This window comes from Thalassiella azotivora, assembly GCF_054781695.1.
Window position 1 is genome coordinate 31,668 of the sequence record NZ_BAAGTX010000025.1, and the last position, 23,566, is coordinate 55,233.

Consider the following 23,566-nt stretch of genomic DNA (forward strand, 5'->3'; position numbering starts at 1 on the left):
ACCGATGTACCCCAAGGCCACCACCGGCGCCGACGGCGCCGCCTCCTCGGCGCAGCGCACCGGCGTCCCCGCCTCGCCGTCGTTCCCGGAGGTCGAGGCGCGCGTCCGCCGCTACTGGGACGCCGACGGCACCTTCCAGGCGAGCGTCGACGCGCGCGAGGCCGGGGAGAACGGTGCGAACGAGTTCGTCTTCTACGACGGGCCGCCGTTCGCGAACGGCCTGCCGCACTACGGCCACCTGCTGACCGGCTACGTCAAGGACGTCGTGCCGCGCTACCAGACCATGCGCGGCCGCCGGGTCGAGCGCCGCTTCGGGTGGGACACCCACGGACTGCCCGCCGAGCTCGAGGCGGAGCGCCAGCTCGGCATCAAGGGCCGCGGTGACGTGCTCGAGATGGGCATCGAGACGTTCAACGCCGCGTGCCGCGACTCGGTGCTGAAGTACACCCGGGAGTGGGAGGAGTACGTCACCCGCCAGGCCCGCTGGGTGGACTTCGAGAACGACTACAAGACGCTCGACGTCACCTACATGGAGAGCGTCATCTGGGCGTTCAAGACCCTGTACGACAAGGGCCTGGTGTACGAGGGCCAGCGCGTCCTGCCGTACTGCTGGGTCGATGAGACCCCGCTGTCCAACCACGAGCTGCGGATGGACGACGACGTCTACCAGCAGCGCCAGGACCCGTCGGTGACCGTGTGGGTGCGGCTGGAGTCCGGCGAGCGCCTGATGGCGTGGACGACGACGCCGTGGACGCTGCCCAGCAACCTGGCGATGGCGGTGGGGGAGGACCTCGAGTACGTCGTCGTCGAGCACGAGGGCGAGCGGTACGTGCTCGCCGAGGCCCGGCTCGCCGCCTACGCCCGCGAGCTCGGCGATGACGCCGCGGACCGCGTCGTGCAGCGGCTGCGCGGCAGCGAGCTCGTCGGCCGCCGGTACGAGCCGCTGTTCGGCTTCCTCACCGACACCGAGCGGTTCGGCACCGAGCGCGCTTACCGGGTCATCAGCGGCGAGCACGTCACCACCGACGACGGCACCGGCGTGGTGCACATGGCCCCCGCCTACGGCGAGGAGGACCAGCAGGCCTGCGACGCCGTCGGCATCCCCACCGTCCTGACGGTCGACGACCGGGCCCGCTTCACCTCGGTCGTGCCCGACTACGAGGGTCTGCAGGTCTTCGAGGCGAACAAGCCGATCACCCGCGACCTCAAGGCACGCGGGCACCTCGTCCGCCAGGAGACCTACGACCACTCCTACCCGCACTGCTGGCGGTGCCGGAACCCGTTGATCTACAAGGCGGTGTCCTCCTGGTTCGTCCAGGTGACGGCGTTCCGTGACCGGATGGTCGAGCTCAACGAGCAGATCACCTGGGTGCCCGAGCACGTCAAGCACGGCCAGTTCGGCAAGTGGCTGAGCAACGCCCGCGACTGGTCGATCAGCCGCAACCGGTTCTGGGGCAGCCCGATCCCGGTCTGGACGTCGGACGACCCGTCCTACCCGCGGGTCGACGTCTACGGCTCGCTCGACGAGATCGAGCGGGACTTCGGCGTGCGGCCGACGGACCTGCACCGGCCGTTCATCGACGAGCTGACCAGGCCGAACCCGGACGACCCGACCGGGCGCTCGACGATGCGCCGCGTCCCCGAGGTCCTCGACGTGTGGTTCGACTCGGGGTCGATGCCGTACGCCCAGGTGCACTACCCGTTCGAGAACGCCGACTGGTTCGAGCACCACTACCCGGGCGACTTCATCGTCGAGTACATCGGGCAGACCCGCGGCTGGTTCTACACGCTGCACGTGCTGGCCACGGCGCTGTTCGACCGGCCGGCGTTCTCCACCTGCGTCAGCCACGGCATCGTCCTGGGCGACGACGGGCAGAAGATGTCCAAGTCGCTGCGCAACTACCCCGACGTGACCGAGGTGTTCGACCGCGACGGGGCCGACGCGATGCGCTGGTTCCTCATGTCGTCGCCGATCCTGCGCGGCGGCAACCTCGTCGTCACCGAGCAGGGCATCCGCGACGGCGTGCGGCAGGTCATCCTCCCGCTGTGGAGCACCTGGTACTTCCTGTCGCTGTACGCCAACGCGGCCGGCGGCGGCGCCGGCTACGAGGCGCGCTGGGGCACCGGGTCGCCGGACGTGCTCGACCGGTACCTGCTGGCCAAGACCCGTGACCTCGTCGACACCGTCCAGGCCCAGCTCGACGCCTACGACGTGGCGGGTGCGTGCGAGAGCGTCCGCACCCACCTCGACATGCTGACGAACTGGTACGTGCGCCGGTCGAGGCAGCGGTTCTGGGACGAGGACGCCGCGGCCTTCGACACCCTGTACACCGGGCTGGAGACGCTGTGCCGGGTGGCCGCGCCGCTGCTGCCGCTCGTCACCGAGGAGATCTGGCGGGGCCTGACGGGTGGGCGCAGCGTCCACCTGCAGGACTGGCCGGACGCCGGGGCGCTGCCGCAGGCGCCCGAGCTGGTCGCGCGGATGGACCGCACCCGGCAGGTGTGCTCGGTCGCGCTCGGCCTGCGCAAGGCCAACGGGCTGCGGGTGCGCCTGCCGCTGACGTCGCTCACCGTCGTGGCGCCGGACGTCAAGGAGCTCGACGGCGACTACGCGGCCGTCGTCGCCGACGAGGTGAACGTCCAGGAGGTGCGGCTCGTCGACCTCGACGACGCAGGCGGATCCGACTTCGGCGTCACCCAGCGCCTGACGGTCAACGCCCGGGCCGCCGGACCTCGTCTGGGCAAGGACGTGCAGGTCGCCATCCGCGGCAGCAAGACGGGCGACTGGTCCGTCGCGGAGGACGGGACCGTCACCGCCGGCGGGCTCGAGCTGGTCGAGGGCGAGTACGTGCTCGAGACGGTCGTGGCCGGCTCCGCGGGCGGGGGCAGCCGTGCGGTGGCGGTGCTGCCCGGCGGCGGGTTCGTCGTCCTGGACACCGAGGTGACGCCCGAGCTTGCGCAGGTCGGCCTGGTCCGGGACGTCGTCCGCGTCGTCCAGCAGGCCCGCCGGGACGCCGACCTCGCGATCTCCGACCGGGTCCGGCTCACCGTCACCGGGGACGAGCAGGTGTGGCAGGCCGTCCTGGCCCACCAGGACCTGCTCGCGCGCGAGACCCTGGCCGACTCGATCGGGGCGGCGGGTGACCTGGACGCCCTGCCCGCCGGTGACAGCGTCGTCGAGGCGACCGTCGGCGACGGTCAGGCGGTCCGGGTGAAGGTGGAGCGCCTGGCCTGACCCCGGCGCACGCCGGGCCCGCCGACCCGGGACGGCCGGACCCCACCGACCGCACGGAGGTCGGCGGGGCCCGGTGCCTGGTGGGGCCGCTCAGGCGGTCGAGCGGCCGGTCAGCTTGTCGCGCAGCCGGTCGACCATGCCGACCCCTGGCCCGACGAGCTTGTGGAACAGCTCGTCGTTGGGCGCGCCCGGGTGCGGCCGGGTGGGCGCGACCTTCTTCGTCGCCTCGACCTTGCGGCCCAGCTCGACCAGGTCGGTGGACTGCATCCGCGTCCGCAGCATCGGGAACTGCTCGCGCTCCTCGTCCGCCACGTGGTCGCGCAGCAGCTTCTCGAACCGGGTCACCAGCGTGCTGAACTCGGCGGAGGCCGCGTCGGCCCCCTCGAGCTCCTTCATCACCGTCTCGAGCTCCTCGTGCTCCTCGACGTCGTGCTGCACGGCCGCCTCCCCGTCGGGCAGGTGGTCGCGCATCGCCGGGTAGACGTGCATCTCCTCGGCGACGGAGTGCCGCACGATCTCGCTGATGAGGACGTCGGCCAGCTCGCGTCTGCGCTCCGGGTCGGTCGTGGCGTGGATCTGCTCGACCAGATCAAGCGCCTCGTGGTGGTCGGTGGTGAGCACGTCCACGACGTCCTGTTCCTGGGTCACGGTGCCTCCTCGGGTCGGTGGTGGGGGCGGCGACGGCCTCGCCCGCGTCACGGTGGCCGTACCCGCTGCCCGGCGGTTCACGCGCGCCGACGGCCCGCGGATACGCTCGGCGCGTGACCCCAGACGAGCGCCCGTCCGGTGCGGCCGACGGCCCCGACGACCCCGTCCGCGACCTGCTCGCCGAGCTCGTCGGGGACGCGTCGCCGGCCGAGCCGGGGGAGCCGGGCGAGCCGGGCGAGCCGGGCGGCGAGGGCGACGTCCTGGCCGGGGACGGGTCGCTCCCGCGCACCGGGCTGCGCGACCCCGACCGGCGGGCGCGCCGCCGGGCAGAGCGCGAGCAGGACGAGCAGCGCCTGCGGGCGGTCTACGCCGAGCTGCTGAGCCGCACCCCCGAGAGCGACATGCAGCCCCGGCTCGACCCCGTCCGGCAGGTCTGCGAGCTGCTCGGCGACCCGCAGCGCGCCTACCCGGTGATCCACCTCACCGGCACCAACGGCAAGACCTCCACCGCCCGCCTCGTCGAGCGCCTGCTGCGCGAGCACAACCTGCGCACCGGCCGCTACACCAGCCCGCACCTGCACGGCGTCACCGAGCGGATCAGCGTGGACGGCCGGCCGCTGAGCGCCCGCCGCTTCGTCGAGGTGCACGAGGACGTCGCGCCGTACGTGGCGATGGTGGACGGGGCGCTGCGGCAGGCGGGCGAGGTCCCGCTGACGTACTTCGAGGTCCTGACGGTGATGGCCTTCGCGGCGTTCGCCGACGCGCCCGTGGACGTCGCGGTCGTCGAGGTCGGCCTCGGCGGGCGCTGGGACGCCACGAACGTCGCCGACGCCACCGTCGCCGTCGTGACCCCCGTGTCCCTCGACCACACCCGGATGCTGGGCACCAGCACCGCCCAGATCGCCGCCGAGAAGGCCGGCATCTTCACCGATGGCTGCTTCGTCGTCCTCGCCGAGCAGCCGGAGGACGCCGCGACCGAGCTGCTCGGCGCCGCCGTCCGCACGCGCAGCACCGTGACCCGGGAGGGCCTGGAGTTCGGCGTCGTCGCCCGGCGCCCCGCCGTGGGTGGCCAGCAGGTGACCGTCCGCGGCGTGGCCGGCACCTACGAGGACCTCTTCCTGCCCCTGCACGGGGAGCACCAGGCGCACAACCTCGCCGTCGCCCTCGCCGCCGTCGAGGCGTTCCTCGGCGACGGGGAGCGACCCCTCGACGAGGGCGTCGTGCGCTCGGCCGTGGCCGACACCTCGTCCCCGGCGCGCCTGGAGCTGGTCCGGCCGAGCCCCGCGCTGCTCGTCGACGCCGCCCACAACCCCGCGGGTGCGCAGGCGCTCGTCGCGGCGGTCGAGGACGCGTTCACGTTCAGCCACGTCGTGGGCGTCGTCGGGGTGCTCGCCGACAAGGACGCCGCGACGATGCTCGACGTCCTCGAGCCGCTGATGGACGAGGTCGTCGTGACCCGCTCGTCCTCCCCGCGGGCGGTGCCCGTGGGCGAGCTCGAGCGGCTGGCGCTGGAGGTGTTCGGCGAGGACCGCGTGCACGTCGAGGAGAGCCTGGACGACGCGATCGTGCTGGCCGTCAACCGCGCCGAGGCGCACGGCGGCTCCACCGGCGGCGTCGTGGTGACCGGCTCGGTCACCGTCGCCGCCGAGGCGCGCCTGCTGGCCGGCGGTCGGCCCGTCGACGCGGACGCCCGGTTCGACCGCGAGGACGTCGACCTCGACGACCGTGCGGACGACGGCTCGCACGACGGCTCCCACGACCGTGGCGAGCTCCCGTGAGGGCCCGGTTCGCCGCCGTCTGCCTGGCCCTGGAGGCGTTCCTCGTCTTCTTCGCCACGCTCGTCGCCACCGGGCTGTCGGACCTGCCGCGCAGCACCGTGTGGGCCGCCGGGGGAGCGCTGTCGGTGGCGTGCCTGCTGGCCGCGGGGCTGGTCCGCCGGCCCTGGGGCACCGCGCTCGGCTGGGTCCTCCAGGTGCTCGTCGTGGCGACCGGGTTCTGGGTGCCGGCGATGTTCGGCCTCGGGCTGCTCTTCGTCGCCATGTGGGTGTGGCTGCTGACGATCGGCGGCCGCATCGACCGGGACCGGGCCGCCTGGGCGGCCCAGGGCGACGGGTAGGCGGCGACGGATAGGCTCGGACCACCTTCCGCCACCACCACGAGGAGCAGCCGACGTGACCCAGTCGCCCACCCCCGCCCCGGACGCCCCGGCCACCGAGCGGACCCTCGTCCTGGTGAAGCCGGACGGCGTGCGCCGTCGCCTCGTCGGCGAGGTGCTGCGTCGCGTCGAGGCCAAGGGGTACGACGTCGTCGCGGCCGAGCTGCGGACCGTCGACCGCTCCGTGCTGGAGCAGCACTACGCCGAGCACGAGGGCAAGCCGTTCTTCGAGCCGCTGCTGGAGTTCATGGCCTCCGGCCCGGTGCTCGCGGCGGTCGTCGAGGGTCACCGCTGCATCGAGGGGTTCCGCTCCCTGGCCGGCGCCACCGACCCCACGAAGGCGGCGCCGGGCACCATCCGCGGTGACCTCGGTCGGGACTGGGGCGTCAAGGTCCAGCAGAACATCGTGCACGGCTCGGACTCGCCGGAGTCCGCGCAGCGGGAGATCGGCATCTGGTTCCCCTCGCTGTGATCGGGCTGTGACCACCGCCTGACGGGACGGCGCCGGAGCGCTCCGGGACCGCCGACGCGCGAGCCGGGCGGGGTTACCCTGGACGGCGGGCCACGCGCGAGCACGCGCCGTCCGGCCGACCACCCCCCGACCTGACACGGAGGCACCACGTCATGCCCGGCGAGTCGATCTTCGAGGCGCTGGAGCCGCTGCTGCCGAGGGTGAGCAAGCCCATCCAGTACGTCGGCGGCGAGCTCAACGCCACCGTCAAGGAGTGGGACTGCGGCGGGGAGCACACCGTCCGCTGGGCGCTGATGTACCCGGACGCGTACGAGGTCGGGCTGCCCAACCAGGGCACGATGATCCTCTACGAGGTGCTCAACGAGCGCGCTGACGCCCTGGCCGAGCGCACGTACGCCGTGTGGCCGGACATGGAGGCGCTCATGCGCGAGCACTCCGTGCCCCAGTTCACCGTCGACGGCCACCGCGCCGTCGGCGACTTCGACCTGCTCGGGGTCTCCTTCGCCACCGAGCTCGGTTACACCAACCTGCTGACCGCGCTCGACCTCGCCGGCGTGCCGCTGCGGGCCGTGGACCGCACGCAGGACCACCCGGTCGTCGTCGCGGGTGGGCACGCGGCGTTCAACCCCGAGCCGGTCGCCGACTTCGTCGACGCCGCCGTGATCGGCGACGGCGAGGAGGCGGTGCTGACGATCACCGACGTCGTCCGGGAGTGGAAGGAGCAGGGCCGCCCCGGGGGCCGCGAGGAGCTCCTGCTGCGGCTGGCCCGCACCGGCGGCGTCTACGTGCCGCGGTTCTACGACGTCAGCTACCTGCCGGACGGCCGGATCCAGAAGGTCGCGCCGAACCGGCCGGGCGTGCCGTGGCGGGTGTCCAAGCACACCGTGATGGACCTCGACGAGTGGCCGTACCCCAAGCAGCCGCTGGTGCCGCTCGCGGAGTCCGTGCACGAGCGGATGAGCGTGGAGATCTTCCGCGGCTGCACCCGGGGCTGCCGGTTCTGCCAGGCCGGGATGATCACCCGCCCGGTGCGGGAGCGGTCCCTGCAGGGCGTCGGCCAGATGGTCGAGAAGGGCCTGGCCGCCACCGGCTTCGAGGAGGTGGGCCTGCTGTCGCTGTCCAGCGCGGACCACAGCGAGATCGCCGACCTCACCAAGCAGCTGGCCGACCGCTACGAGGGGACGAACACCGGCCTGTCCCTGCCGAGCACCCGCGTCGACGCGTTCAACATCGACCTCGCCAACGAGCTGTCCCGCAACGGCCGTCGCAGCGGGCTGACGTTCGCACCCGAGGGCGGCAGCGAGCGGATCCGCAAGGTCATCAACAAGATGGTCTCCGAGGACGACCTCATCCGGACCGTCGCGGCCGCGTACTCCAACGGCTGGCGCCAGGTGAAGCTGTACTTCATGTGCGGTCTTCCCACCGAGACCGACGAGGACGTGCTGCAGATCGCCGAGCTGGCGAAGCGGGTGATCGCCACCGGCCGCGAGGTCTCCGGCCGCAGCGACATCCGCTGCACCGTCAGCATCGGCGGGTTCGTCCCCAAGCCGCACACGCCCTTCCAGTGGACGGCGCAGCTCGGGCACGAGGCGACCGACGCGCGGCTGGCCAAGCTGCGGGACGCGATCCGGTCCGACCGCCGTTACGGCAAGGCCATCGGCTTCCGGTACCACGACGGCAAGCCCGGCATCGTCGAGGGCCTGCTGTCCCGGGGCGACCGGCGCGTCGGCGACGTCATCCGGGCCGTCTGGGAGGACGGCGGCCGCTTCGACGGGTGGAGCGAGCACTTCTCCTTCGAGCGGTGGATGGCGTGCGCCGCCACGGCGCTCGCGCCGCACGGGGTGGACGTCGACTGGTTCACCACGCGCGAGCGCGAGCACGCCGAGGTCCTGCCGTGGGACCACCTCGACTCCGGTCTGGACAAGGACTGGCTGTGGGAGGACTGGCAGGACGCGCTGTCCGAGGTCGAGGTGGAGGACTGCCGCTGGACGCCCTGCTTCGACTGCGGGGTCTGCCCGCAGATGGGCACCGAGATCCAGATCGGTCCGACGGGCCGCCAGCTGCTGCCGCTGACGGTGGCCGGCGGCTCCTCGCCGAGGGTATGACCCCCCTCACCGGGGGAGCGGCTGCTCGTCGCTGCACAGCACGAGCTGGCGGGTCGGGTGCCGCAGCACCGGCCTGTCGTCGTCCGGCTCCACCGGGGTCTGCAGCGCGGCCTCGAGGTCGGAGGGGTCGACGACGCCCAGGCAGAACACGACCGTCCTGGCCGACTCGGGCACCTGCGCCTGCCCGCGGGCGGCCGCGTACGGCTGGTACAGGGGCACGGGGGCCTCGAGGACGACGGTGCCGGCCAGGTCCTCACCCGCCGGCAGCAGCGTGCCCCGCATGACCGCCGTGCCCGACCGCTCCGACCCCGCCGGTGCCGAGAACGTCCGCCGGGACACCTCCACCGTGCCCCCGGGACGCATCCGCACGTACGCAGCGTCCGGGTCCGGCTCCGGCCGGCGGGTGGCGTCGGCCACCGGGACGCCGTCCGCGACCACGACGGGGTCGAGGCCGCGGTTCGTGACCAGGTACTGCACGCGCAGGCCGCCGCCCGGCAGGCCACGGACCTGCGCCTCGAGGTCGACCCCGCCGCCGCGGCCCTCGGACGCGGCCTCCGGTGCCCCGGTCCCCGTCCCGGTGCACGCTCCCAGCAGCAGCGCCACGGTGAGGACCGTCCCTGCCGCCCGCCGGCTGCGGGTGCTCGCGAACCGACGGCGCGCGGGCGTGACCCGGCGGGGCGAGGGCCCCCGTCCGGGCGCTGCGTGACCGTCCACGCACCCACGGTGCCACGCCCCGCGGCGGTGTCTGCCGAGGGCCCGGCGGTCGGGGCGATCGGCACGACGATGTCGCCCTCATGCACCACACTGAGCCCCGTGCCAGCCGCCGACGCGAGCACCGGACGGCGCGGGCGGGCCCCCGGGTCCGTCCGCGCCGCGCTGGTCCGTGCCGTCCTGGTCCGCGCCGTGCCGGGGCTGCCCTCCCTGGTCCGCCCCGTGCTGGTGGCGGTGCTCGTCCTGCTCGGCGTCCCGGCGGCGCCGGCCGCGGCCGAGGAGCCCCTGCGGCTGGAGGAGCAGCTCGTCGACCGGGCCGGCGCTGTCGTCACCACCGAGGGCGAGGTCCAGGACGCCCTGGAGGACCTGCGGGAGGACGCCGGCGTCCGGCTGTTCGTCGTGTTCGTCGAGGACCTCGACGGCATGGGACCGCAGGAGTGGGCGGACCGCACCGCGGTGCTCAGCGGCCTCGGGCGGGACGACGTCCTGCTCGCGGTCGACGTCAGCGACCGGGTCTACGCCTACTCCGTGGACCGCGAGTTCGAGCTGACCGACGCGGAGCTGGCCGAGGTCGCGCTCGTCGCCGTCGAGCCCGCGCTGGCCCGGGCCGACTGGGCCGGTGCCGCCGTCGGTGCCGCCCGCGGCTACGCGGACGTCCTCGCGGGCCGCACGCCCGAGCCCGTCGAGGTGGCGCCCGGCACGGAGCCGGCCGGTGTCCAGGGGCCGGGGGTCGCGCCGCTCGTCGTGGGCGCGGTGGCCCTCGTCGCCCTGGCCGGCGCCGCTGCCATCCTGCTGGTGCTGCGACGGCCGGGCCGCGAGCGGGTCCGGGGGCCGCGCTGGTCCGCCGGGACGGTCCGGGCACGGACCCGGCCCCCGGCTGCCGGGGCCCGGCCACCGGATCTGCAGGGCGACGTCGACCGGGCGCTCGTGCGCACCGACGACGCCCTCGGCGCGGCGGAGCGCGAGCTGGCCGTGGCGAGGGCGGAGGTGGCGGCGCGACGGCCCTCGACCCCGGGCGCCGGGGTGGTCGACGCCGTGCCGGGGGCCGGGGACGAGGCGGGACGTCTGCGCGGCGTGGAGAACCGGCTGCGCGACGCCAAGGCGGTCCTGGCGACCGCGTTCGCCCGACGCGAGCGCGCCGGCCGGGAGGCGGGCGCGGACCCCGGCCGGTCCGGGGCGCTGCAGGAGGTCCTGGTGCTGTGCCGGACCGCCGACCGGTCGCTGCGGGCGTGCGTGGGCGAGCTGCGGGAGGGGCGCGACGTCCCCCGCAGGGCTTCCCAGCTGCTGACGGACCTGGCCGCCCGTCTCGCGGAGCTGCGGCGTGCCGACGACCTGGTGGGCGCTGCCGAGCGGGCACCCGCCCCAGGGGCCGGCCCCCTTCTCCCGTCGACCGCCCGCGAGTGCCTGGAGCTCGTGCCGCGCGAGGTCGCGCACCGCGCGGACGTCGCCGAGCGGGCCCTCGAGCGGGCGCGCGACCACCTCACCGCCTCCCGGCCCGGGGCCGCCGCGCTCGACCTGCGCGTCGCCGAGGACGCCCTCGGTCAGGCCCAGGTCCTGCTGGACGCGGGGGGGCACCTGGCCCGCACCGCACACGACGCCGAGCGGGCCCTGCCCGGTGCCGAGCGCGGTCTGGCGGACGACGTCGCGGCGGCCGAGCGGGCGCTCGGCGCGACCGGCCCGCCCGCCGGGGACGACCTGCGCTCGGCCGTCGAGGCGGCCCGCGCGGCCCTCGCCACCCACGCCTCCCGCGGGGGCGCCGGGGACGGTCGCGACCCGGTCCGGTCGCTGCGCACCCTCAGCGACGCCGGCGGGCAGGTGGACGGCGCGCTGGCTGCCGCCGTCCCCGGGCTCGGTCGCGGCGCCCGGTCGCGGCAGGTCGCCGAGCACTCCCTCCTCCTGGCCCGCGCGGGCACCCGGCTGGCGCGCGACGTCGTGACCACGGGTACCGGTCGGGTCGGTGTGCGGGCCCGCGCCCTGCAGGTCCTGGCCGAGCAGCGGCTGGGGTCCGCCGTCGCCCTGCTGTCCGCCGACCCGACCCGGGCGGGCCAGCTCGCCCGCGAGGCGGACCTGCTCGCCCGGCGCGCGACCGAGCACGCCCGCACCGACCTCGTCGCCGACGGGCCAGGAGCCCTCGACGAGGCGGCGACAACCGCCCCGTCCGCCCCGAAGTCGGCGGGGCCGCCGACCGGGGCCGCGGGCGACCGGACGCCGCAGGGGCGGCTCGACGCGGCGCTCCGCGACGCCGTGCGGTGCGAGGGGACCGGCCCGGTGGACGGCTAGCCTGGGCGGTCGTCGCGGCGCGTGAACCGGAGCGCGTCCGCCCCCCCCCCACGTCTGGAGTGATCCCGCTGGCACGCACGCCCGACGGACCGCCGCCGCCACCTGCCGTCCAGAAGCTGCGGATCCGCTACGCCAAGCGCGGCCGGCTGCGCTTCACCAGCCACCGCGACTTCCAGCGCGCGCTCGAGCGCGCGCTGCGGCGGGCCGAGGTGCCGATGGCCTACTCGGCCGGCTTCACCCCCCACCCCAAGGTCTCCTACGCCAACGCCGCCCCGACCGGCGCCGCGAGCGAGGCGGAGTACCTGGAGGTCTCGCTCGTCCGCCGGGTGGACCCGCGGCAGCTGCGGGCCGCGCTCGACGCCGCCCTGCCCCCCGGCCTGGACGTGGTGGACGTCGTCGAGGCCGGTCCGGGGGCGCTCGCCGACCGGTTGACCGGGGGCTGGTGGGAGATCGTGCTGCCGCAGGTCGCACCGCAGGTCGCGGCCGCCGCCGCCACCGCCTTCCTCGACCGGGACGAGGTGCAGGTCGAGCGCGTGACGAAGTCGGGCCGGCGCACCTTCGACGCCCGCGCCGCCGTCGTCCGGCTGGCCGAGGTGAGCACCGACGAGGACGCCGTCCGGTCGGACCTGGGGCGCGCCGCCCTGGCCACGGGGCGTCCCTGTGCGATACTCCACCTGGTCGTGCGGCACGCCACACCTGCCGTCCGACCCGACGACGTCCTGACCGCCCTCCGCGCGGTGGCCGACCTCGCGCCCGTGTCACCACCCCAGGTGACCCGGCTGTCGCAGGGGCTGCTCGACGAGGAGGCGGCCACCGTGGCCGACCCACTGGCCCCGGACCGGGACGCCGCCGGCGCCTGAGAGCACCGCGCGTCCGCCCACCCGGCGGAACGCCGCGGATCTGGGGCGTGACCACCGACTTCCGCCGCCGGGCCACCGGCGACGACGACGCCCGAGCGGCACCGACGGTGTGGCGGTACCGCAGGGACGGGAGCAACCCGTGACCAACCCCACCGACGACAGCACCACCGGCGCGCAGGGCGCGGCGGACCAGGGCGCCCCCGACCAGGGCGCGGCGCCCGCGGACACCACCGGGGCCCCGCAGCGACGCACCCGCCGCCGCGCCGCGAGCCGGCCCGCCGGTCCGCCGTCCGCCTCGACGGGTGCCGCCGCACCGGCCGCGGCCGGTACGCCCCCGGAGGACGTCGCTGGAGCGGCGCCCGCCGCTGCGGTGACCACCGGGCCCACGACGGAACCCGCGGCGGAGGCGGGCGCGGACGAGTCCGCCCCCGTGAAGAAGGCGACCCGCAAGCGCGCCACCCGCAAGAAGGCGGCGCAGGCGCCGGAGCAGACCGGCGACGTCGCCGCGGCCGGCGCCCCCGAGGGTGACACCCCGGCTGCCACGGGCCAGGACACCGCCCAGGACGCCGGGGAGGCGCCCGCTCCGCGCAAGCGCGCCGCCCGCAAGACCGCCGCCAAGCGCACCCGCGCCAAGGCGGCCGTGGCTGAGGACGACCAGGCGGCAGGACCCTCCGCGCAGCAGCCGGCGCAGCAGCCTGAGCAGCAGCCCGACGACGACCGGCCCGCCGACGACGGGCAGGCGGCGCCTGCTCCGACGCGGGCGGCCGACGTCCCGGCCGCCGACGTCACGCAGCCGGCCGACGCCCCCGGGCCGGCAGCGGCGCCGCAGGACGCCGAGGCCGGGTCGGAGGAGGACGCCGATCCCGAGTCCGAGGACGAGTCGGAGGAGGACGCCGGGACCGGCGACGACGGGGCGGCAGCCGCCCCGGCGCCCGTCCTCTTCCAGGCGCCCGACCTCAGCGCGGCGAGCGCCCCCCGGCGTCGTCGCGCGGCGTCGCGGCCGGCCGGGCCCCCTGTCCACGTGGAGCCGACCGACGCCGCGACGGAGCCGGCGGAGGTCGCGCCGGCCACCCGCGCCGAGGAGACCGAGGCGCCGGAGCAGCCCGCCCCGCGCCGCCGACGCAGGCGGACGAGTGCCTCCGGGGACGCCGGCCCCACGAGCGGCACCGCGGCCGAGGACGCCCAGGGCGGCACCGCGACCGCGGACGCCCAGGGCGGTGGCGAGGCCGAGGGTGAGGACGCCGCCGACCGGGACGCCGCCGAGGACGAGCAGGAGGGCCGCGGTCGCCGGCGCCGACGTCGCGGTGGCCGCGGGCGCAAGCGTCGCGGCGAGTCCGGTGACGCCACCGACCAGGACGGCGAGGAGGGTCAGCAGTCGCGCGCCGAGGCGGGTGAGGGCTCCGGGGCCCCCACGGGCGACGAGTCCGCCCAGGACGCGTCCGCGAAGGACGCCCGCGACCAGGGCGCTGGCCCCGCCGACGAGGCCGAGGAGCCCGAGTCCACGTCGGGTCGTCGCCGTCGCCGGCGCCGTCGCCGTGGCTCCGGCGACGGCGAGGGTGACGGCGGGTCGGAGGAGTCGCGGTCCCGCCGCCGCGCCGAGGACGAGGTCACCGGCCTGAAGGGCTCGACCCGGCTCGAGGCCAAGCGCCAGCGCCGCCGCGAGGGACGCGAGTCCGGCCGGCGCAAGCCCATCGTCACCGAGGCCGAGTTCCTCGCCCGGCGCGAGAGCGTGGAGCGCGTGATGGTGGTCCGCGAGCGCGAGGGTCGCACCCAGATCGCCGTCCTGGAGGACGGCGTCCTCGTCGAGCACTTCGTGGCGCGCAAGGCCCAGGCGTCGATGATCGGCAACGTGTACCTGGGCAAGGTCCAGAACGTGCTGCCCAGCATGGAGGCGGCGTTCGTCGACGTCGGCAAGGGACGCAACGCCGTCCTGTACGCGGGCGAGGTCAACTGGGACGCCGCGGGCATGGACGGCCAGCCGCGCCGGATCGAGCTGGCGCTGAAGTCCGGCGACCCCGTCCTCGTCCAGGTGACGAAGGACCCTGTCGGCCACAAGGGCGCCCGGCTGACCAGCCAGGTGTCGCTGCCGGGCCGGTACCTGGTCTACGTGCCCAACGGGTCGATGACGGGCATCTCCCGCAAGCTGCCGGACACCGAGCGGGCCCGCCTGAAGAAGATCCTCAAGGCCGTCGTGCCGGACGAGGCGGGCGTCATCGTCCGCACCGCGGCGGAGGGCGCCAGCGAGGTCGAGCTCGAGCGGGACGTCAAGCGGCTGCAGGCGCAGTGGGAGAGCATCCAGAAGCGCTCGACGACCGCCAACGCCCCCTCGCTGCTGCACGGTGAGCCGGACCTGACGGTCAAGGTGATCCGCGACGTGTTCAACGAGGACTTCACCCGGCTCGTCGTCTCCGGCGACGAGGCGTGGAGCACGGTCGAGGAGTACGTCCGCGAGGTCGCGCCCGACCTGGTGGAGCGGCTCGAGCACTGGGACGAGTCGGTCGGCGACGTGTTCGCGGCCAAGCGCGTCGACGAGCAGATCGCCAAGGCGGTCGAGCGCAAGGTGTGGCTGCCGTCCGGCGGGTCGCTGGTCATCGACCGCACCGAGGCGATGACGGTGATCGACGTCAACACGGGCAAGTTCGTCGGCTCCGGCGGCAACCTCGAGGCGACCGTCACGAAGAACAACCTGGAGGCGGCCGAGGAGATCGTCCGCCAGCTCAGGCTCCGCGACGTCGGCGGCATCATCGTCATCGACTTCATCGACATGGTGCTCGAGTCCAACCGGGACCTCGTGCTGCGGCGGCTGCTGGAGTGCCTGGGCCGCGACCGCACGAAGCACCAGGTCGCCGAGGTCACCTCCCTCGGGCTCGTGCAGATGACCCGCAAGCGGGTGGGGCAGGGGCTGCTCGAGGCGTTCAGCGAGCCGTGCGAGCACTGCCAGGGACGCGGTGTGGTCCTGCACGACGAACCGGTCGTGCGCGGCGGCGGTGGCGGCGACGGGCGCGGCACCAGCGCGGCCGGCGGCGGTGGCGGGCAGCCCAAGGCCGAGCGGCAGCTGTCGAAGAAGGAGAAGGCGGCTCTGGCGGCCGAGGAGAAGCGCCGTGCCGAGCAGGCCGCGGCCGTGGCGAAGGTGGCGGCCGCAGCCCGGGCCAAGCACGAGGCCGAGGCGGGTCAGGGCGCCGGCGGTCAGGAGCCCGTCGTGGTCGCCGCGGTCGTGGCCGGGGCGTCCGAGCCGGTGGCCGTGCTGGTGCCCGAGCCCGAGACGGCCACGCCGCCGCACGGTGACCCCGTGCACCCGGCGGCTGAGCCCTCGTCGGCCTCATCGTCGGCCTCATCGTCGGCCTCCTCGTCGGCCTCCTCGTCGGCACAGGGCGCTGGGTCCGGAGCGGGAGGCTCCGCACCGGGGGAGGAGCCCGCGGCGGGCGCCCGGGCGCAGCAGTCGGGGGACGACACCTCCCCTCCGCACGGGGACCCGGTGCAGCCGGGCTCGCCCGGTGCGACCGACGCGTCGGGCCCGTCGGGCGACGCAGCCGCCGGAGCGGGGGCCGACCAGGCTCCCGCCGCGCAGCCCTCGCCGGACGACACCGCACCCCCGCACGGTGACCCGGTGGCCCCCGCCCGGGGCCGTCGCCGGCGCCGGGCGACGGCACCCACGACGGCGCCCGGCGGGTCGGGCGGGTCGGGCGGGTCGGGCAGCAGCCCGGTGCAGGACGCGGCGCCCACGGACGCCGGCCAGGGGACGGAGGGGTCGGTTTGACCGGGGTGCGCCGGGATCCGTACGCTGGTCCCCGGCACGCCCTCGGCGTGCCCTGCTGTGTGTGCCCGTGCGAAGCCGACAGGCCGAGCGCGACGTGATCCACCAGCACCGAACGACGTCAGGGAGTGAGCCCAAGGTGTACGCCATCGTCCGCGCAGGCGGCCGTCAGGAGAAGGTGTCGGTCGGCGACGTGCTGACCATCGACCGGGTGACCGGGGACGCCGGTTCGACGGTCGAGCTCAAGCCGGTCCTGCTGGTCGACGGCGACACCGTCACCAGCGACGCCGACGCCCTCGCGAAGGTCACCGTGACCGCCGAGGTCGTCGCCGCGGCCAAGGGCCCGAAGATCACCATCCTGCGCTACAAGAACAAGACCGGTTACCGCAAGCGCCAGGGGCACCGGCAGAAGCTGACGCAGATCAAGGTCACCAAGATCGGGGCCTGAGTCCCGCCGGCACGGCCGGCAGGCAGGACCCTCGGACACGAACCAGGTAGGCGGAACCAGTCATGGCACACAAGAAGGGCGCCAGCTCCACGCGGAACGGGCGCGACTCCAACGCCCAGCGCCTCGGCGTCAAGCGCTTCGGCGGTCAGCTCGTCAACGCCGGCGAGATCATCGTCCGCCAGCGCGGCACGCACTTCCACCCCGGTGACAACGTCGGCCGCGGCGGGGACGACACGCTCTTCGCGCTGGCCGCGGGCAACGTGCAGTTCGCCACCAAGCGTGGCCGTCGCACCGTCAACATCGTCACCGCGGGCGAGTGACCACCCGCTGACGCGAGCAGCGACCGCAGGACGGGGTGAGCCGGGTACCGGCTCACCCCGTCCTGCGTCCAGGGGTCGTCGCCGTGGGCGGCGACCCGGCACGATCCGGTGACCGGCGTGGGCCGACCGGCACAGCAGCGCCGACCGGTGCGGGAGTGAGGGCTGATGGCGAGCTTCGTCGACAAGGTGCTGCTGCACGTGGCAGCGGGCGACGGCGGGCACGGCTGCGCGTCCGTGCACCGGGAGAAGTTCAAGCCGCTCGGCGGCCCCGACGGCGGCAACGGCGGCCGCGGTGGCGACGTCGTCCTGGAGGTCGACCCCTCCACGACGACGCTCCTGGAGTACCACCACAGCCCGCACCGGCGGGCCGCGAACGGCCGGCCCGGGCAGGGCGGGATGCGGCACGGCGCCGACGGCGACGACCTGGTCCTCCGCGTCCCCGAGGGGACGATCGTCAAGACGGTCGGGTCCGGCGGTGGCGAGGAGGTCGTGGCCGACCTGGTCGGGGCGGGGACCCGGTTCGTGCTCGCCCAGGGCGGCCGCGGCGGTCTCGGCAACGCCGCCCTCGCCTCGCCGCGGCGCAAGGCGCCCGGCTTCGCGCTGCTCGGTGAGCCCGGGTGGTCCGGGGACGTCGTCCTGGAGCTGAAGTCGGTCGCGGACGTCGCGCTGGTCGGCTTCCCCAGCGCGGGCAAGTCGAGCCTGATCGCCGTCCTGTCCGCGGCGCGACCCAAGATCGCGGACTACCCGTTCACGACGCTCGTGCCGAACCTCGGTGTCGTCGAGGCGGGCGACGTGCGGTTCACCGTGGCCGACGTCCCCGGGCTCATCCACGGTGCCAGCGAGGGCCGGGGACTCGGTCTGGAGTTCCTCCGCCACGTCGAGCGCTGCGCGGCGCTCGTGCACGTCCTGGACTGCGCCACGCTCGAGCCCGGCCGCGACCCGCTCAGCGACCTCGAGGTGATCGAGGCCGAGCTGGCGGCCTACGCGGTGGACCTCGACACCCACGGGGAGGTGGTGCCGCTCACCGACCGGCCGCGGATCGTGGCGCTGAACAAGGTCGACGTGCCCGACGCGCGGGACCTCGCGGAGCTCGTGCGCCCCGAGCTCGAGTCCCGCGGGTACTCGGTCGTCGAGGTGTCCGCCGCCACCCGGGAGGGGCTGCGCGAGCTGTCGTTCGCGATGGCCCGCCTCGTGCGCGAGGCGCGGGAGTCCGCGATCGTCGTCCAGGCGCCGCGGGTCGTGCTGCGGCCGCAGGCCGTCGACGACACCGGCTTCACCGTCACCCGCGAGGAGACGACCGACAACGACGCCGGCGAGCGCTACCGGGTGCGGGGCGCCAAGCCCGAGCGCTGGGTCCGTCAGACCGACTTCTCCAACGACGAGGCCGTCGGCTACCTCGCCGACCGGCTCGCGCGGCTCGGCGTCGAGGAGGGTCTGCTCGCGGCCGGCGCGGTGGCCGGCTCCGAGGTGCTCATCGGCCCGACGGAGAACGCGGTCGTCTTCGACTGGGAGCCCACCCTCGTCGGCGGGGCGGAGCTGCTCGCCGGCCCGCGCGGCAGCGACCTGCGGCTCGACGACCACCACCGCCCGACGCGCGGTCAGAAGCGGGAGGAGTACTCCCAGCGCCGCCAGTCCAAGGCCGACGCCCGCGAGGAGCTGGCCCGCGAGCGCCGTGCCGGGCGCTGGGTCGACCCCGCGGACGACGACACCCGATGAGCGCGCGGCGGTGCGGGGCGTCCGCGCCCCGGGCCCGCGGGCGGGGGGTGCTCCGCCGTGGCCGCTGAGGTGCGGGTCCGCTCGCGCGACGGCCTGCGGCACGCGGGTCGGGTCGTGGTGAAGGTCGGCTCGTCCTCGCTGACCACGGCGCAGGGAGGCATCGACACCCAGCGGCTGCAGGCGCTCGTGGACGCGCTCGCCGAGCGCCGGCTCCGCGGTCTGGACGTCGTCCTGGTCTCGTCGGGCGCGATCGCCGCGGGCCTGGCGCCGCTCGGGTTGACCCGTCGCCCCCGGGACCTGGCGACCCAGCAGGCGGCGGCCAGCGTCGGTCAGGGGCAGCTGGTGGCCCGGTACGCCGGTGCCTTCGCCGGGCACGCGCTCGTCGTGGGCCAGGTGCTGCTGACGGCGGAGGACGTGGTGCGCCGCACGCACTACCGCAACGCCCAGCGCACGCTGTACCGGCTGCTGCGGCTGGGGGTCGTCCCGGTGGTCAACGAGAACGACACGGTGGCGACCGACGAGATCCGCTTCGGGGACAACGACCGGTTGGCCGCGCTCGTGGCGCACCTGGTGCACGCGGACGCCCTGGTGCTGCTGTCCGACGTCGACGCCCTGTACGACGGGCCCCCGACGCGACCGGGCGCCCGCCGGGTCGACCGGGTCCGCGGTGCCCACGACCTCGAGGGCCTGAGCATCGGCTCGACCGGCGCCTCGGGGGTCGGCACGGGCGGGATGGTGACGAAGGTGGAGGCCGCGCGGATCGCCACCTCGTCCGGCGTCCCGGTGCTGCTGACCGGCGCCGACCGGGTGCGGCAGGCGCTCGACGGTGAGGACGTCGGGACCTGGTTCGACCCGGCCGCCCGGCGCACGGCGACGCGGCTGCTGTGGCTGCGGCACGCCGCGAACGCCGTGGGGCGGCTGGTGCTGGACGCCGGCGCCGTCGAGGCCGTCGTCGCCCGACGTGCCTCGCTGCTGCCCGCGGGGGTGGTGTCGGTGCACGGCAGGTTCGAGGCGGGTGATCCGGTCGACCTGTGCGACGAAAGCGGCCACGCGCACGCCCGGGGGCTGGTGAACTACTCCTCGTCGGAGCTGCCGGGTCTGCTCGGCAGGTCCACCAGGGAGCTGGCCCGGACCCTCGGCAAGGGGTACGACCGCGAGCTGGTGCACCGGGACGACATGGTCCTGCTGCACCGGTGAGCGGTCCCGGAGGCGCTCTGCGGCGTCGTCAGCGGGCCGCGTGGCCCGGGGGAGAGGAGCACCTCGGGGTGGAGGTCGTGGAGCCTGGGCCTGCGCAGCCAGGGCCGCAGCAGTCGGGGTCGCAGCAGTCGGGGTCGCAGCAGTCGGGGCCGTCGCAGTCGGGGCCGCGGGCCGAGCCCGCGCTCTGGCACGTGACCGTCGTCCTGGCGGGGGAGCCGGTGGACGCGCTGGCGCTGCGCACCGGCCTGCAGGCGCTGCAGCGCGAGCAGCCGTTCCTCGCCTCGGCCCGCTACGGTGCGGACCGCGTGGAGGTCCGGTACTGGGACGAGGCCGAGGACGTCGACGACGCGGCCGCGATGGCGCTGCGGATCTGGCCCGAGCACCGCGAGAGCGCGGGTCTGCCGGACTGGCGCGTGGTGGGCCTCGAGGTGCTGGACCGCGACACCCTGCGCGAGCGGTCCGACCGCGGACTGGTCCCCCCGGCGCTGGTGCTCGGGGAGGTCCGCCCGCTGTGACGGCCCGTCCTACGCTGGGGGCATGACCTCCAGCCTCCTGCCCGGTGCCACCGACGCTGCGCGTGGACGCGGTCCGGACGGCGACGTCGCCGCGGACCCGGTGCGCGAGGCCGTGCTGGCGACCTGCCGGCGTGCCCGCGCGGCCGCGCGCGACCTCGCGCCCCTGACCCGCGAGCGCAAGGACGCGGCGCTGCTGGCCGTGGCGGCGGCCCTGGAGGGGGCCACCGAGCGCGTGGTGGCGGCCAACGACCGCGACCTGGGACGTGGCCGGGAGGCGGGCCTGGCCGAGGGGCTGCTGGACCGGCTGCGGCTGGACGCCGACCGCGTGGCCGCCCTGGCCCGCGCGGTGCGGGACGTCGTGGCCCTCGAGGACCCGGTGGGCGAGGTGGTCCGGGGGCGGGTGCTGCCGAACGGTCTGCGGCTGAGCCAGTCGCGGGTCCCGATGGGCGTGGTGGCGATGGTCTACGAGGCCCGGCCGAACGTCACCGTCGACGCGGCCGCCCTCGCGCTGAAGAGCGGGAACGCGGCGGTGCTGCGCGGCGGGTCCGCGGCGCAGGGGACGAACGCGGTGCTCGTGGAGGTGGTGCGGACGGCGCTGCGCGAGCAAGGACTGCCCGAGGACGCCGTCCAGACCGTCGACGAGCACGGTCGCGAGGGCGTGCGGCACCTGATGCGGGCCCGCGGGCTGGTCGACGTCCTGGTGCCGCGCGGGGGAGCGGGCCTGATCCGCACGGTCGTCGAGGAGTCCACGGTGCCGGTGATCGAGACCGGCACCGGCAACTGCCACGTGTACGTCGACGCGGCCGCGGACGCCCAGGTCGCCCGGGCCGTCGTCCTGAACTCCAAGACGCACCGCGTCAGCGTCTGCAACGCCGCCGAGACGCTGCTGGTGCACGCGTCGCGGTCGCAGGACCTGCTGCCGGCGCTGCTGGCGGACCTCGCGACCGCCGGCGTGACGCTGCACGGCGACGAGCGCGCGGTCGCGGCGGCGCCGTCCGGGGTGCGGGTGGTGCCGGCCACGGACGAGGACTGGGCCACCGAGTACCTGTCGATGGACCTGGCCGTGGCCGTGGTGGACGACCTGGACGGCGCGCTCGAGCACGTGCGGCGGTGGTCCAGCGGCCACACCGAGGCGGTGGTGACGACCGACCTGCGGGTGGCGCACGCCTTCACCCAGGGCGTGGACTCCGCCGCGGTGATGGTCAACGCCTCGACGCGGTTCACGGACGGCGGCGAGCTCGGGCTGGGCGCGGAGGTCGGCATCTCCACCCAGAAGCTGCACGCCCGCGGGCCGATGGGGCTGGCCGAGCTCACCACCACCCGGTGGGTCGTCACCGGCGACGGGCACGTCCGGCCGTAGCGGTGGCGGGTGACGGGGTCTCGTGGGGCGCGAGCACCGTGTCCGGTTTGCCCCGTTGGGGTGACGGAGAGTGCTGTTCGAGTCACCGGCTGCCGATGGAGGTGTCGCTCCGTGTTCACGCTGTGTGCAACGGGTCACAGCCGACGGCCCCGGCCCGTGCCACACTGTTCGCTTGATCGTTCGACCATCTCGTCAGAAGGGGAGACCCCATGATCTCGTCCGTCCTCCAGGCCGCCGCCGAGCAGGCTCAGGAGCACCACATGGAGATCCCCTTCGCCCCCGAGGTCTACGGCCTCGGCGCCCTGGGCGGGCTGATGGCGCTGCTGGCCCTGACGTTCGCGTTCCGCAGCGTCGGCAACAGGCACTGACCCGGGCGTGACGCGTCGCCGGCGCCTGGGTGTGATGGGCGGGACGTTCGACCCCATCCACCACGGCCACCTCGTGGCCGCGAGTGAGGTCGCGGCCGAGTTCGACCTCGACGAGGTCGTCTTCGTGCCCACGGGCCGGCCGTGGCAGAAGCACGTCGACGAGGTGTCCGCCGCCGAGCACCGCTACCTGATGACGGTCATCGCGACCGCCTCGAACCCTCGCTTCACGGTCAGCCGGGTGGACGTGGACCGCCCGGGACCCACCTACACGATCGACACCCTGCGTGACCTGGCGTCGCAGCGTGCTGACACGGAGATGTTCTTCATCACCGGCGCGGACGCACTCGCGCAGATCCTGTCCTGGAAGGACGTCGAGGAGCTGTGGACGCTGGCACACTTCGTCGGCGTCACCCGTCCCGGCCACCCCCTGAGCGACACGGGTCTGCCCGCTGACGGCGTCAGCCTGCTGGAGGTTCCCGCCATGGCCATCTCGTCCACGGACTGCCGCGAGCGCGTGCGCGCGGGCCAGCCCGTCTGGTACCTGGTGCCCGACGGCGTCGTCCAGTACATCGCCAAGTACCACCTGTACCGGGGTGGGCCGGAGGGACCGCGCGAACCGCACCATCCGGAGAGCCTCTACCAGCACCACCCCGAGACCCACCGCGTCCCCGAGGATGCGCACGCGGCCCACCACCCGTTCCGGGAGAGCAGACCATGACGCCCGGTCGCGCGGACGACACCGCCGGCATCGGCGAGCGCCGCATGCGCCGGCTGCGCGAGCAGCTGGCGGAGCAGGAGGCCGCAGGGGCCCCCGAGAACCAGGTCCAGCTGACCCGGCGCCAGCTCAGGGAGGCCGAGCGCAGCGCCTACCTGGCCCGCGCCGAGGAGCAGGCCCGCCGCGAGCTGGAGGTCCAGCGCGAGGAGGAGGCCCGCCGCGAGGCGGAGGCCCAGCGCGAGCGCCAGGCCTGGTACGAGGAGGAGGAGCGCCGCCGTCGGGCCGCCGAGCTGGAGCAGCGGACGCTGCGCGAGGCGGAGGCGCGTCGTGAGGCGGAGGCCCGTCGCGAGGCGGAGGCCCGCCGGGAGGCCGAGGCCCGGCGCCGGGAGGAGGCCCGGCGCGAGCTCGAGGCCGAGGAACGCCGTCGTCGTGAGGCTGCGGAGCGCGAGGCCGCGCTGCTGCGCGAGATCGACGAGCGCCGGGAGGCCGAGGCGCGCCGGGCCGAGCAGGAGCGTCGGGTGGCCGAGGAGCGGCAGCGCCGCGTCGCGCAGGAGCGCGAGCGGCGGCTCGCCGAGGAGCGGGAGCGCCGGGCCGCGCGCGAGCGGCAGACCGCGGAGCGGACCGTGCGCGGACCGTCGGGGCGCCGCGACGACCCGACCCGCGTCGCCGGTCCGGCGACGGCCTCCGTGCCCCTGGACGACCTCGAC

The 23,566-nt window shown here is 75.4% G+C and carries 18 protein-coding genes and 1 pseudogene; 17 read left to right on the top strand and 2 right to left on the bottom strand.

Going from position 1 to position 23,566, the window contains the following annotated elements; all coding sequences use genetic code 11:
- Positions 1-4: 4 nt before the first annotated feature.
- Positions 5-3,235 (top strand): isoleucine--tRNA ligase, encoded by a 3,231-nt coding sequence (gene ileS / locus ACYVQV_RS16070; RefSeq protein ID WP_461024324.1) that lies wholly within the window; start codon positions 5-7, stop codon positions 3,233-3,235.
- Positions 3,236-3,325: 90 nt separating this feature from the next.
- On the opposite strand, the gene ACYVQV_RS16075 is transcribed toward ileS, so the two are convergent.
- Positions 3,326-3,883 carry a hemerythrin domain-containing protein gene (locus ACYVQV_RS16075; RefSeq protein WP_461024325.1) on the bottom strand — a complete coding sequence of 186 codons (558 nt, stop codon included), beginning with the start codon at positions 3,881-3,883 and terminating at the stop codon, positions 3,326-3,328.
- 113 nt (positions 3,884-3,996) lie between these two features.
- Between ACYVQV_RS16075 and ACYVQV_RS16080 the strand changes: the two genes are divergently transcribed.
- The 4 genes from ACYVQV_RS16080 (at position 3,997) to ACYVQV_RS16095 (ending at position 8,615) form a co-directional block, all read left to right on the top strand.
- Positions 3,997-5,661 carry a bifunctional folylpolyglutamate synthase/dihydrofolate synthase gene (locus ACYVQV_RS16080; protein ID WP_461024326.1) on the top strand — a complete coding sequence of 555 codons (1,665 nt, stop codon included), beginning with the start codon at positions 3,997-3,999 and terminating at the stop codon, positions 5,659-5,661.
- Positions 5,658-5,999 carry a DUF4233 domain-containing protein gene (locus tag ACYVQV_RS16085; protein ID WP_461024327.1) on the top strand — a complete coding sequence of 114 codons (342 nt, stop codon included), beginning with the start codon at positions 5,658-5,660 and terminating at the stop codon, positions 5,997-5,999. The genes ACYVQV_RS16080 and ACYVQV_RS16085 overlap by 4 nt, the downstream gene beginning before the upstream one ends.
- A 55-nt stretch (positions 6,000-6,054) precedes the next feature.
- The gene (gene ndk, locus ACYVQV_RS16090; RefSeq protein WP_461024328.1) at positions 6,055-6,510 is read left to right on the top strand and encodes a nucleoside-diphosphate kinase; all 456 of its coding nucleotides are present in this window, start codon (positions 6,055-6,057) and stop codon (positions 6,508-6,510) included.
- Between the two features lie 152 nt (positions 6,511-6,662).
- On the top strand, positions 6,663-8,615 hold the full coding sequence (locus ACYVQV_RS16095) for a TIGR03960 family B12-binding radical SAM protein (protein WP_461024329.1): 1,953 nt from the start codon (positions 6,663-6,665) through the stop codon (positions 8,613-8,615).
- A gap of 6 nt (positions 8,616-8,621) precedes the next feature.
- On the opposite strand, the gene ACYVQV_RS16100 is transcribed toward ACYVQV_RS16095, so the two are convergent.
- A complete protein-coding gene (locus ACYVQV_RS16100) occupies positions 8,622-9,218 on the bottom strand; it encodes a hypothetical protein (RefSeq protein ID WP_461024330.1) in 597 nt (198 codons plus the stop codon).
- A 210-nt stretch (positions 9,219-9,428) separates the two neighbouring features.
- Between ACYVQV_RS16100 and ACYVQV_RS16105 the strand changes: the two genes are divergently transcribed.
- The 12 genes and pseudogenes from ACYVQV_RS16105 to ACYVQV_RS16160 form a co-directional block, all read left to right on the top strand.
- Positions 9,429-11,606, top strand: a complete 2,178-nt coding sequence (locus tag ACYVQV_RS16105; protein ID WP_461024331.1) for a TPM domain-containing protein — start codon at positions 9,429-9,431, stop codon at positions 11,604-11,606.
- A 59-nt stretch (positions 11,607-11,665) separates the two neighbouring features.
- Positions 11,666-12,466, top strand: coding sequence for a TIGR03936 family radical SAM-associated protein (locus tag ACYVQV_RS16110; RefSeq protein WP_461024332.1), 801 nt, complete (start codon positions 11,666-11,668; stop codon positions 12,464-12,466).
- Positions 12,467-12,605: 139 nt separating this feature from the next.
- Positions 12,606-16,223 carry an Rne/Rng family ribonuclease gene (locus ACYVQV_RS16115; protein ID WP_461024333.1) on the top strand — a complete coding sequence of 1,206 codons (3,618 nt, stop codon included), beginning with the start codon at positions 12,606-12,608 and terminating at the stop codon, positions 16,221-16,223.
- Positions 16,224-16,359: 136 nt separating this feature from the next.
- Positions 16,360-16,668, top strand: coding sequence for a 50S ribosomal protein L21 (gene rplU / locus ACYVQV_RS16120; protein ID WP_461024334.1), 309 nt, complete (start codon positions 16,360-16,362; stop codon positions 16,666-16,668).
- 62 nt (positions 16,669-16,730) lie between these two features.
- Positions 16,731-16,988 carry a 50S ribosomal protein L27 gene (gene rpmA / locus ACYVQV_RS16125; RefSeq protein ID WP_461024335.1) on the top strand — a complete coding sequence of 86 codons (258 nt, stop codon included), beginning with the start codon at positions 16,731-16,733 and terminating at the stop codon, positions 16,986-16,988.
- A gap of 165 nt (positions 16,989-17,153) precedes the next feature.
- Positions 17,154-18,704, top strand: coding sequence for a GTPase ObgE (gene obgE, locus ACYVQV_RS16130; protein ID WP_461024336.1), 1,551 nt, complete (start codon positions 17,154-17,156; stop codon positions 18,702-18,704).
- Between the two features lie 57 nt (positions 18,705-18,761).
- Positions 18,762-19,901: a glutamate 5-kinase gene (gene proB / locus ACYVQV_RS16135; protein ID WP_461024337.1), complete on the top strand. Its 1,140-nt coding sequence runs from the start codon at positions 18,762-18,764 to the stop codon at positions 19,899-19,901.
- Between the two features lie 191 nt (positions 19,902-20,092).
- Positions 20,093-20,416, top strand: a complete 324-nt coding sequence (locus ACYVQV_RS16140; protein ID WP_461024338.1) for a hypothetical protein — start codon at positions 20,093-20,095, stop codon at positions 20,414-20,416.
- Positions 20,417-20,438: 22 nt separating this feature from the next.
- Positions 20,439-21,776, top strand: a complete 1,338-nt coding sequence (locus tag ACYVQV_RS16145; protein ID WP_461024339.1) for a glutamate-5-semialdehyde dehydrogenase — start codon at positions 20,439-20,441, stop codon at positions 21,774-21,776.
- Positions 21,777-21,985: 209 nt separating this feature from the next.
- The gene (locus tag ACYVQV_RS16150; protein ID WP_461024340.1) at positions 21,986-22,144 is read left to right on the top strand and encodes a hypothetical protein; all 159 of its coding nucleotides are present in this window, start codon (positions 21,986-21,988) and stop codon (positions 22,142-22,144) included.
- A 34-nt stretch (positions 22,145-22,178) separates the two neighbouring features.
- On the top strand, positions 22,179-22,862 hold the full coding sequence (gene nadD / locus ACYVQV_RS16155) for a nicotinate-nucleotide adenylyltransferase (RefSeq protein ID WP_461024342.1): 684 nt from the start codon (positions 22,179-22,181) through the stop codon (positions 22,860-22,862).
- Positions 22,859-23,566, top strand: a pseudogene (locus tag ACYVQV_RS16160) (hypothetical protein); the annotation flags it as partial. The gene nadD and the pseudogene ACYVQV_RS16160, both read left to right, overlap by 4 nt.

Coding starts and splice junctions, on each gene's coding strand:
- ileS (WP_461024324.1), top strand. CDS start 5: ATGTACCCCAAGGCCACCACCGGCGCCGACGGCGCCGCCTCCTCGGCG.
- ACYVQV_RS16095 (WP_461024329.1), top strand. CDS start 6,663: ATGCCCGGCGAGTCGATCTTCGAGGCGCTGGAGCCGCTGCTGCCGAGG.
- rpmA (WP_461024335.1), top strand. CDS start 16,731: ATGGCACACAAGAAGGGCGCCAGCTCCACGCGGAACGGGCGCGACTCC.
- obgE (WP_461024336.1), top strand. CDS start 17,154: ATGGCGAGCTTCGTCGACAAGGTGCTGCTGCACGTGGCAGCGGGCGAC.
- ACYVQV_RS16145 (WP_461024339.1), top strand. CDS start 20,439: ATGACCTCCAGCCTCCTGCCCGGTGCCACCGACGCTGCGCGTGGACGC.
- ACYVQV_RS16150 (WP_461024340.1), top strand. CDS start 21,986: ATGATCTCGTCCGTCCTCCAGGCCGCCGCCGAGCAGGCTCAGGAGCAC.
- nadD (WP_461024342.1), top strand. CDS start 22,179: ATGGGCGGGACGTTCGACCCCATCCACCACGGCCACCTCGTGGCCGCG.